We start from the raw sequence: 2,640 nt of genomic DNA on the forward strand, positions 1-2,640 counted from the left end.
TGCGGAGCATGGCGAGGGACTTGATGAGGACCGCGCGGGTGTCGGCGGGGTCGATGACGTCGTCGACCAGGCCGCGTTCGGCGGCGTAGTAGGGGTGCATCAGCTCGGCCTTGTACTCCTTGGCCACCCGGGCGCGCATCGCCTGGGGGTCCTGGGCGGCGGCGATCTGCTTGCGGAAGATGACGTTGGCGGCGCCCTCGGCGCCCATGACCGCGATCTCGTTGGTGGGCCAGGCGTAGGTGAGGTCGGCGCCGATGGACTGGCTGTCCATGACGATGTACGCGCCGCCGTAGGCCTTGCGCAGCACCAGGGAGATGCGCGGCACGGTAGCGTTGCAGTACGCGTACAGGAGCTTGGCGCCGTGGCGGATGATGCCGCCGTGCTCCTGGTCGACGCCGGGCAGGAAGCCGGGGACGTCGAGCAGGGTGAGGATGGGGATGTTGAAGGCGTCGCACATCTGCACGAAGCGGGCGGCCTTCTCCGAGGCCTCGATGTCCAGCACCCCGGCCAGCGTCTGGGGCTGGTTGGCGACCAGGCCCACGACCTGGCCGTCGAGGCGGGCCAGGGCGCAGATGATGTTGCGCGCCCAGCGCTCGTGGACCTCCAGCAGCTCGCCGTCGTCGACGAGTTCCTCCAGCACCCGGTGCATGTCGTAGGGGCGGCTGCCGTCGGCCGGCACCACCTGGGCCAGGGCGGCGGTGGCCCGGCCGGCGGGGTCACCGGCGGCCACCGCGGGCGGGGTCTGGCGGTTGTTGGCGGGCAGCATCGAGAGCAGGTAGCGGACCTCGGCCAGGCAGGTCTCCTCGTCGTCGTAGGCGAAGTGGCACACCCCCGAGGTCTCGGCGTGCACGTCCGCGCCGCCCAGCCCGTTCTGGGTGACCTCCTCGCCGGTGACCGCCTTGACGACGTCGGGGCCGGTGATGAACATCTGCGAGGTCTCGCGGACCATGAACACGAAGTCGGTCAGCGCCGGACTGTAGGCGGCCCCGCCCGCGCACGGGCCGAGCATCACACTGATCTGCGGGATGACGCCGGAGGCCTTGGCGTTGCGCTGGAAGATGCCGCCGTAACCGGCCAGCGCCGCCACACCCTCCTGGATACGGGCGCCCGCCCCGTCGTTCAGCGAGACCAGCGGCGCACCGGACGCGATGGCCATGTCCATGATCTTGTGGATCTTGGTGGCGTGCGCCTCGCCGAGCGCACCGCCGAAGATCCGGAAGTCGTGCGCGTAGACGAAGACCGTGCGGCCCTCGACCGTGCCCCAGCCCGTGATGACACCGTCCGTGTAGGGCTTCTTGGCCTCCAGGCCGAACCCGGTGGCCCGGTGCCGGCGCAGCTGCTCGACCTCGCTGAACGAGTCCGGGTCCAGGAGCAGCTCGATCCGCTCGCGGGCGGTCAGCTTGCCCTTGGCGTGCTGGGCCGCGGTCGCCTTCTCGCCCGGTCCGGCCAGTGCCTGCGCGCGGATCGCGGCCAGCTCGGCCAGCCGGCCCCTCGCCTCGGCCGATGCCGCATCCAGTGCGGAGGGCTCCGTCACCGTCGCCACGACGGTCCCCTTTCTCCAAGGTCGGCCCGGTCGGCGGTGGGCGCGGCCGCGCCCACCGGGCGGACCGCACCCCCGCCCACCGGAGTGCTGCAGCGGTACTTCTGTGTCGCAAGCTTCACGCCCGGGCGCCCGGGTGCCCGGGCTCCGGCCGCCCGCCCGGCACCGCCGCACGGCCGCCCGTCCGGGCGGGCGGTGCAGTGCGGCGGGTGCGGGCCGGGCGGTACGGGCCGTGCGGCCGTGGGGCCGGGTGGTGCGGTGGGTCAGCGCCAGCTGTGCGGGGCCCGGTAGGCCCGGGCGTGCTCCGGCGGGCGCCAGGCATCGGCCGGCCGCCGGGCGGTGCCGGTCCCCGGGCCGCCGGGCGGCCGCCCGGCGGCCAGCGACAGCAGCGTCACGGCGAGCGCGGCGAGCTCTTCGTCGCTGGCCTGCCCGCGCTCGATCCTGAGCAGAGCGGTCCTGTTTCCGGCAGCGTCCACGACCCCACCTCCCCTTAGGGGCCAACGGTCGACCGCCGGGCTCAAAACAGGCTCGGGTCTGCCTGGAGCTGCCCCTTGCGGCGGCACGCCCGGGACCCCGCCCCCGCAGGCGGCCGCAGGCAGGCGGGCCCGCACGGCGACAGGGCGGGCCCGGGGCGCGTGCCGCGGGCCCGAACCCGGGCCCCGGCGGCGGACAGGCGGACAGGCGGACAGGCGGACAGGCATCCCCGCATCCCCGCATCCCCGGGAAACGGAACGGCCGCAGACTGCCGGACGACGCGGGGCCGGTGCCCGGGCCGGACTCGGCACCGGGCGCGGGCCAGGGGTGCGGGACGGGCAACCGGGACGACCACCGGGCGCGGACCGGAGCGGCCGGGGCCAGGGTGCGGGCCAGGGGTGCGGGACGGCACCGGGCGCGGGCCGGGCCGGGCGGAGCGGGGGTCATCGGGCCGGGTCCAGGCCACCGCCCCCGTCCCGCCACTCCCCCGGCGGGCGGGCCGGGCCCGCACCCCGCAGACGGGACACCGCCCCTCCCCGGAGGAAGGGGGTGGCCGGGCCGGTGGCCTGCCCGGCACCGGCCCGGCCACCCCCTTCCTCCGGGGAGGGGCGGTGTCCCGTCTGCGG

The 2,640-nt window shown here is 75.6% G+C and carries 2 protein-coding genes and 1 pseudogene; all 3 read right to left on the minus strand.

All coding sequences use genetic code 11. The features are described 5' to 3' along the window. Nucleotides 1-1,543: acyl-CoA carboxylase subunit beta (locus AOK03_RS37750; RefSeq protein ID WP_055569882.1), on the minus strand; the 1,543-nt coding region annotated here is incomplete at its 3' end. Nucleotides 1,544-1,803: 260 nt separating this feature from the next. After that, nucleotides 1,804-2,016 (minus strand): acyl-CoA carboxylase epsilon subunit, encoded by a 213-nt coding sequence (locus AOK03_RS42960; RefSeq protein ID WP_055569883.1) that lies wholly within the window; start codon nt 2,014-2,016, stop codon nt 1,804-1,806. A gap of 441 nt (nt 2,017-2,457) precedes the next feature. Then, a pseudogene (locus AOK03_RS43625) lies at nt 2,458-2,640 on the minus strand (hypothetical protein); the annotation flags it as partial.

This window comes from Streptomyces atriruber, from assembly GCF_001418325.1.
Lineage (GTDB): Bacteria > Actinomycetota > Actinomycetes > Streptomycetales > Streptomycetaceae > Streptomyces > Streptomyces atriruber.